The 7,056-nt window shown below is 64.6% G+C and carries 5 protein-coding genes; 1 reads left to right on the top strand and 4 read right to left on the bottom strand.

What is annotated here, in order from left to right; all coding sequences use genetic code 11:
- Positions 1 to 69: 69 nt before the first annotated feature.
- Positions 70 to 384, top strand: a complete 315-nt coding sequence (locus D180_RS22710) for an NHLP-related RiPP peptide (protein WP_157835405.1) — start codon at positions 70 to 72, stop codon at positions 382 to 384.
- On the opposite strand, the gene D180_RS01965 is transcribed toward D180_RS22710, so the two are convergent.
- The 4 genes from D180_RS01965 to aceB form a co-directional block, all read right to left on the bottom strand.
- Entirely contained in the window at positions 367 to 2,904 is a 2,538-nt protein-coding gene (locus D180_RS01965) for a putative peptide modification system cyclase (protein WP_017911457.1), read from the bottom strand. The genes D180_RS22710 and D180_RS01965 overlap by 18 nt on opposite strands.
- Positions 2,905 to 2,932: 28 nt before the next feature.
- Positions 2,933 to 3,976 (bottom strand): GGDEF domain-containing protein, encoded by a 1,044-nt coding sequence (locus D180_RS01960; RefSeq protein ID WP_017908068.1) that lies wholly within the window; start codon positions 3,974 to 3,976, stop codon positions 2,933 to 2,935.
- Positions 3,977 to 4,224: 248 nt separating this feature from the next.
- Complete coding sequence (gene aceA / locus D180_RS01955; protein WP_017908067.1) at positions 4,225 to 5,520, bottom strand: isocitrate lyase; 1,296 nt, start codon at positions 5,518 to 5,520, stop codon at positions 4,225 to 4,227.
- 147 nt (positions 5,521 to 5,667) lie between these two features.
- Positions 5,668 to 7,056 (bottom strand): malate synthase A (gene aceB, locus D180_RS01950; RefSeq protein WP_017911456.1); only part of this gene is annotated, 1,389 nt, incomplete at its 5' end.

Here is a 7,056-nt window from a genome sequence, read left to right as displayed (position 1 = left end):
CCGATAGATAGGCGTTACACCGCGTACCTTGAAGATTCGAACCCCACTTTACAATAGAGAAAATTGATCATGACAAGCAATTCCTCGCATTCCTCTCCGCTAGACCCTGCAGGTGCCGCGCGGTTACTCGACGCGCTGATTACAGATGACGCTTTCCGCACGGCTTTCCAAAATGACCCCGTCGCGGCACTCGCCTCCATTGGCATTTTACTAGATGCCGATGCCGACACGAGTTGCTTAGAAGTAGGAATAATGGCAACAAAAGAAGAGCTGATCGCCACCAGAGAACTCCTTCTGGCGTATCTCATCTCGGACATGGCATTTCACAATCCACACTGCTTTGAGGCCGACCAGGTTGAAAAATACCTAAAGGCTGGCGGTTGATCGCTCGGCAGTGAGGCCCAGCCCCTTAACTCGTGTCGATGCCGCAGCGGCGTCGATCACATTAAGGGGCTGGAAGATGGAGCTACCCGAGACTTCAGCATACCCGCGCCCCCTACCCAGAACAATCGCGCGATCCTGCACGAGAGCTGCTTTGGAGTCACCAATTATTTCCAATGCATCCCTCATTACGACTCTGGACTGGAACAGCTCTTTACCGTTGAGCTGTGGCTGCAACAGAGCGACGGCGCGACGTGGACTTCCCTCTTGTAAGAATTGCTTTGCTTTGATCAAGAGAATCATTCTGTGGGCTGTAGCATCGCCGGAAATCTCGCCCAGATGGATGAGCTCTTGCAATTCTTCAGGTGCCTGTTTGAATCCGGAACGTTGCAACAAATACACGGACGCCAAGGCCAACGCCATGTAGTCTGATCTCTCTACAGGCGACCTCAGAGAAACACTTTTGGATAACTCTCTTGCACACTTGAGAAGTTCATTTTGCAAAGCTCCGTCTTCCCGCTTATTTATTCGCAAAGATAATGCGATCAATTTAAAGTCATAATATAGCAATTCGGAATCCGGCTTGATATGCGCGGCTTTCTCCTCCGCGACAGACGCAGCCTCTGCCAGATTCCCACGCTGAGCAAGAACAGCGATACGCGTGATGACATCGGTCGGACTAGCGGCGGCTACTCTCCTATCGCCCTGTTGATCAATCAAACTCTGGGCTGCCGGAAGATCTCCGTAGGCGGCCAAGGCAAGAGCGCTCCCTAGCCCAGCGGATGGGCCGAACTCCTGATCAGACTGTCGGAAATACTCCATCGACTCTCTTATCCGGCCCTGCCCCAGTTCAGCCCTGGCCAACTGGGCCAAGGCATAACCGCGCAATGGATTATTTGCCGCTACCGCGGACTTCAGGTACTTGATTGCCTCTAAATAATCACCATCCTCCATTGCAGCCCACGCATAATTCGCGGCGCCAGCGTAATAATCGGGATACAGCTGAGCCAAGAGCTTCCACCTACGAGCGGGATCATCGCCCTTCTTCGGATAGTACTGAGACTTCCACGCGAGCAAATAAATCTGGTCTCGCTTTGGAAGACGATCCAGATGGCTCAGCGCAGCACGAAGGTGCGGCTCGGCTGACGCTGGTTCGGCCCGACTCGCGTAGACCCTCATGATGGCGGCGTGAGCAAGCGCGAAATCCTTATCCAGTTCGAGTGCCCGCGTGAAATACTCAATCGCCAAGTCGTTTTCTTTTCGGGCGTAGGCATCAACGCCCAGCGCATAAGCACGTAGCGCGTCGATACTGGAGGTACTCACTTGTGGCAACGGTTGAGCACTCTGCGCAATCGATTCCATCGCTTCGCCCAGCTTGTCTCGCAGCTGGATAGTAACGTTGTCGATTGAGGCCAGTGCGGAATCCAGGCCTTTCCCGTCTTTCGATAGTGCCAATACTGTTACACCACTTGTGGGATCAACGACGTCGACGCTCACCCTCAGTCGCCCACCTACCTCGGCAACCGTTGGCAAGAGCACGGCTTTCGCTCCATCTCGCTGCGCAATTTCCGACGCAGTAGCCCGGTCAATGCGGCTGTCCGGACTACGCCGCATTCGTATCAAGGTATCCCTCACCTTGAGATCGCTCAGCAGATTCACGTAACGCGACTGCTCGAGGCTGATCCGGAATGCCTGATCCAGCGATTCGTCGAGTACCTGATTGCCCGTCAGATTCCGCAAATCCCCCACCACCACCCAGTCGCGTTCGGCGAAGGCGATGGCCGGCTGCGGGCGGGTGACGAACCAGGCGCCGACCGCGAACGCGGCGATCAGCGCCGCCTCCGCCGCCAGCGCCGCCGGCCGGCGCCACAGCGGGATGTCGCGCCAGGCCTTGGGCGTGGGCTTGGGCGCGCGCAGCGGGGTGTGGCCGATCTCGCCGACTTCGTAGATCTCCAGCGGGGTGGGCACGCCCTTGAAGCGCCAGCGGCCGTGCGATTTCCACAGCAGGCGCTCGCCGCGCTCGCCCAGTTCGCGCGCGGCGCGATGGGTCAGCGACTCGGCCACCGCCGACAGCAGGATCTGCCCAGGCCGGGCCAGGGTCATCAGTCGCGCCGCGGTCGGCTTGGCCAGGCCTTCCACTTCCAACGGCTTGGCGCCCACCTGCACGGCGGCGTCGCTGTTGCGCCAGGTCAGCACTTCGCCCACATGCAGGCCGGCGCGCACCTTCAGGTCCAGCGCGCGCGACGCGCCCAGCGCATGCAGGCCGCGGCTGTAGTCCAGGGCGAAGCCGAGGCCGTCGATCGGCCGTTCGAACAACAGCAGCAGCCCGTCGGAACGGTCGATCAGACGGCCGCGCCAACGCTGCTGCAACTCCAGCACCAGCGAGTCGTGCCGCCTGAACAGGTCGGCCGCATTGGCGTCGCCGAGCTTTTCCACCAGCGCCACCGAATCGCACAGGTCGGTCAGCAGCAGGGTACGAAGCTGCGGGACCTCGGGCTGCGGTGCGGTGGCATCATCGGTCATGGCGGCGGCTCGGCGGGGACGCGGTAGCTCAGCAGGGGGCGGAGGCGAGGTCGTGCCAGTACAGCCGGTTGCCGCCCTGGCGCTTGGCTTCGTACAGCGCCGCGTCGGCGTTGGCGTACCAGTCGTTCCAGTCCGAATGCGGATCGACGCGGCTGATGCCGATGCTGACCGGGCAGATGTGCGGCGCCGGGTGCGGCACGCCCAGCAGGTTCTGCACGGTGGCGAGCACGAACTCGCCGATGCGGCGCAGGTCCTCGACCGTGCCGGCGGCCACCAGCAGGCAGAACTCGTCGCCGCCCAGGCGGCACGCCGTGTCGTCCGGCCCGGCCACCGAGCGCAGGATGTTGGCGACGTTCTGCAGCACACGATCGCCGACCAGGTGGCCGTGGGCGTCGTTGATGTGCTTGAAGCGGTCGCAGTCGATCAGCAGCAGGCCCGGGCCGGGCGAGCGGCCATCGCGGCGACACTCCTGCAGGCGCAGGATCAGTCCGCGGCGGTTGTGCAGACCGGTCAGTTCGTCGGTCCGCACCAGTTCCTCGGTCTGGCTGAGCTGGTGGGTGGTGGCGTAGAGGTTGTCCAGCGCCGCTTCCAGGTCGCGGTTGCGCCGGCGCAGCTGACGGATCAGGGTCTGCTCGTTCATCACCACGCGCATGATCGTGCGGCGCAGGAAGTAGGCGACCACGCCCGGGTCGCGCTCGACCAGGCGCTGGAAGTCGTCGTGGTCCAGTTCCACCAGGGCGCCGTCGCTGGCGGCGAGCGCGTCGGCGCTGCGCATGTGGTTGCCGATCAGCAGGCCCAGCTCGCCGAAGAACTCGCCATGGCCCAGGTGCTTGACCACCAGGTCCTCGCCGAAATCCAGATCGATCACGCCGCTGGTGATCACGAACATCGCGCTGCCGCCGTCGCCGCGGCGGAACAGCACGTCGCCGGCGCGCACCGTCCGGGCGCGACCGAACTCGGAAAACAGACGCAATTCTGCGGCGGTCAGCACCGCCAGCTCGTTCGGCTTCGGAGCGACCGCAGCGTTGGAAATTGTGCCGCGTGCGGTGGATGCGGCGCTGTCGCAGCTCATCCGGCCCCCTAATGTGACGTCGCTGGCCCTGTCCGTGGAGCATAGCACCTACACGCCGCGCTCACGATACGTTTCACAGGCAATCTCGTCACTGCAAGAGACATCGCAAGCCGCCGCTGCGGCGATCTGTCGCACGCGGTAGACAGCGCCGTTCCGCCGACGGCAGCGCATGAAAAAAAGCCCGGGCGAACCCGGGCTTCCCACCTCCTGCCAGGGAGGGGCGATCGATCGGCGCGCCTGGCTGCAGGTCAGGCCGCTTTCTCGCCATGGAACTGCTCTTCCTCGGTCGAGCCCTTCAGCGCGGTGGTCGAGGACTGGCCCTGCTGGATTGCCTGGGTCACCGCATCGAAGTAGCCGGTGCCGACCTCGCGCTGGTGCTTGACCGCGGTGAAGCCGCGGTCGGCGGCGGCGAACTCGGCCTCCTGCAGTTCGACGAAGGCGCTCATCTGCCGGCGCGCGTAGCCGTGCGCCAGGTTGAACATCGAGTAGTTCAGCGCATGGAAGCCGGCCAGGGTGATGAACTGGAACTTGTAGCCGTAGCTGGCGATCTCGCGCTGGAACTTGGCGATGGTGGCGTCGTCCAGGTTCTTCTTCCAGTTGAAGCTGGGCGAGCAGTTGTAGGCCAGCAGCTTGCCGGGGAACTTGGCGTGGATGGCCTCGGCGAACTTGCGCGCGAACTCCAGGTCCGGCTTGCCGGTCTCGCACCAGATCAGGTCGGCGTAGGGCGCGTACGCCAGGCCGCGGCTGATCGCCTGGTCCAGGCCCTTGTGGGTGCGGAAGAAGCCCTCGACCGTGCGCTCGCCGGTGGTGAACGGGCGATCGTTGGGGTCGATGTCGCTGGTCACCAGGTCGGCGGCCTCGGCATCGGTGCGCGCCACCAGCAGGGTCGGCACGCCCATCACGTCGGCGGCCAGGCGCGCGGCGTTCAACTTCTCGATCGCCTCGCGGGTCGGCACCAGCACCTTGCCGCCCATGTGTCCGCACTTCTTCACCGAGGCCAGTTGGTCCTCGAAGTGCACGCCGGCCGCGCCGGCCTCGATCATCGCCTTCATCAGTTCGAAGGCGTTGAGCACGCCGCCGAAGCCGGCCTCGGCATCGGCCACGATCGGCTGCAGGAAGTCGATCTCGTCCTTGCCCTCGGCGTGGTGCAACTGGTCGGCGCGCAGCAGGGTGTTGTTGATGCGCTTGACCACCGCCGGCACCGAGTCGGCCGGGTACAGCGACTGGTCCGGGTACATCTGCCCGGCCAGGTTGGCGTCGGCGGCGACCTGCCAGCCGGACAGGTAGATGGCGTTGAGCCCGGCCTTGACCTGCTGCATCGCCTGGTTGCCGGTCAGCGCGCCCAGCGCGTTGACGAAGTCCTTTTCGTGCAGGTACTTCCACAGCTTCTCGGCGCCGAGCCGGGCCAGCGAGTGCTCCACATGCACCGTGCCGCGCAGGCGCACCACGTCGGCGGCGGTGTAGTTGCGGGTGATCCCGGCCCAGCGCGGATCGGTGTCCCAGTCGCGCTGGATCTGTTCGGCGGTCTGCAGCGTGGTGCTCATCTGGCGTTCTCCTCGAAAAAATGGATGCAGCGATGAAACGGTGGGGGTGTGGTCGGATAGACAGCGTTGGCGGACACGGAAGGAATCCGATGCAGGGAGACCGCTTTCACGATTCCCCATTCCCAAATCCCCATTCCCGGCTTCCCATCAATCGATCAACTGATAGGCCGGCAAGGTCAGGAAGTCGGCCAACGCCTCGTCGCGCGTCAGCCGATCCAGCAGCGCGATGGCCTCGTCCACGCGCGCCCCGCCTGGCAGCAGCGCGCGCTCGCCCAGCCGTGCCGGCAACTGCCGCAGGCAGGCGTCGAACAGGGCGAAGTCGATGGCGGTGCCGTCGTCCAGGTGCAGGCCGCCCACGTGCAGCCACTGCCACAACTGGCTGCGGCTGATCTCGGCAGTGGCGGCGTCCTCCATCAGGTGGTGGATCGGCACGCAGCCGTTGCCGTCCAGCCACGCCGCCAGGTAGCGCACGCACACTTCGATGTTGCCCTCGAAGCCGGCGCGGGTGATGGTGCCGGTGGACGGGGCGATCAGCGTGTCGCGGTCGGCCTGCACGTCATCGCGGCGCACCGCGTGCTGGTTCAGCGTGCGCATGTGCTCGTCGAACACCGAACGGGCGATCGGGATCAGCGCCGGGTGCGCCACCCAGGTGCCGTCGTGGCCGGCGGTGACTTCACGCAGCTTGTCCGCGCGCACCCGCGCCATCGCCTGCTCGTTGGCCGCCTCGTCGTGGCCGATCGGAATCTGCGCGGCCATCCCGCCCATCGCATGCGCGCCGCGGCGGTGGCAGGTGCGGATCAGCAGTTCCGAGTAGGCCTTCAGGAACGGCTGGGTCATGGTCACCTGGCCGCGCTCGGGCAGCACCCGGTCCGGATGCCGGCGGAAGGTCTTCAGGTAGGAAAAGATGTAGTCCCAGCGGCCGCAGTTCAGGCCAACGATGCGACCGCGCAGCGCATGCAGGATCTCGTCCATCTCGAACACTGCCGGCAGCGTCTCGATCAGCACGGTGACCTTGATCTGGCCCTGCGGCAGGCCGAGCATATCCTCAATGTGGGCCAGCGCGGTCTCCCACAGCGCCGCCTCCTCCATCGACTGCAGCTTGGGCAGGTACAGATACGGACCGCGGTCCTTGGCCTGCAGCGCGCGACCGTTGTGGAAGGCGAACAGCGCCGCATCGAACAGACCGCCGGCCAGCGGCTGGCCATCGACCAGCACGTGCTTCTCGTCCAGGTGCCAGCCGCGCGGGCGCACGATCAGCACCGCCTGCTCCTCGTAGGGCCGCAACGTATAGCGCTTGCCCGGGCTGCCGTCGCGCGCGGCCGGCGCGGTGAAGGTCAGGGTCCCGGCCACCGCCTCGGCCAGCGCGCGCTGGCCGGCGACCAGGTTGCGCCAGGTCGGCGCGGTCGAATCCTCGAAGTCCGCCATGTACACCTTGGCGCCGGAGTTCAGCGCGTTGATGACCATCTTCGGATCGGTCGGGCCGGTGATCTCGACCCGGCGGTCCTGCAGCGCCTCGGGCAGCGGCGCCACCTGCCA

It is taken from the genome of Xanthomonas sp. SHU 166, assembly GCF_000364685.1.
Taxonomy (GTDB): domain Bacteria; phylum Pseudomonadota; class Gammaproteobacteria; order Xanthomonadales; family Xanthomonadaceae; genus Xanthomonas_A; species Xanthomonas_A sontii.
Note: the sequence above shows the minus strand (reverse complement) of the source record. Positions and strands in the feature narration are given on the sequence as shown.

Excerpts from the sequence above, each read along its gene's own strand:
- aceA (WP_017908067.1), bottom strand. The coding sequence starts at position 5,520 with ATGAGCACCACGCTGCAGACCGCCGAACAGATCCAGCGCGACTGGGAC.
- D180_RS01965 (WP_017911457.1), bottom strand. The coding sequence starts at position 2,904 with ATGACCGATGATGCCACCGCACCGCAGCCCGAGGTCCCGCAGCTTCGT.
- D180_RS22710 (WP_157835405.1), top strand. The coding sequence starts at position 70 with ATGACAAGCAATTCCTCGCATTCCTCTCCGCTAGACCCTGCAGGTGCC.
- D180_RS01960 (WP_017908068.1), bottom strand. The coding sequence starts at position 3,976 with ATGAGCTGCGACAGCGCCGCATCCACCGCACGCGGCACAATTTCCAAC.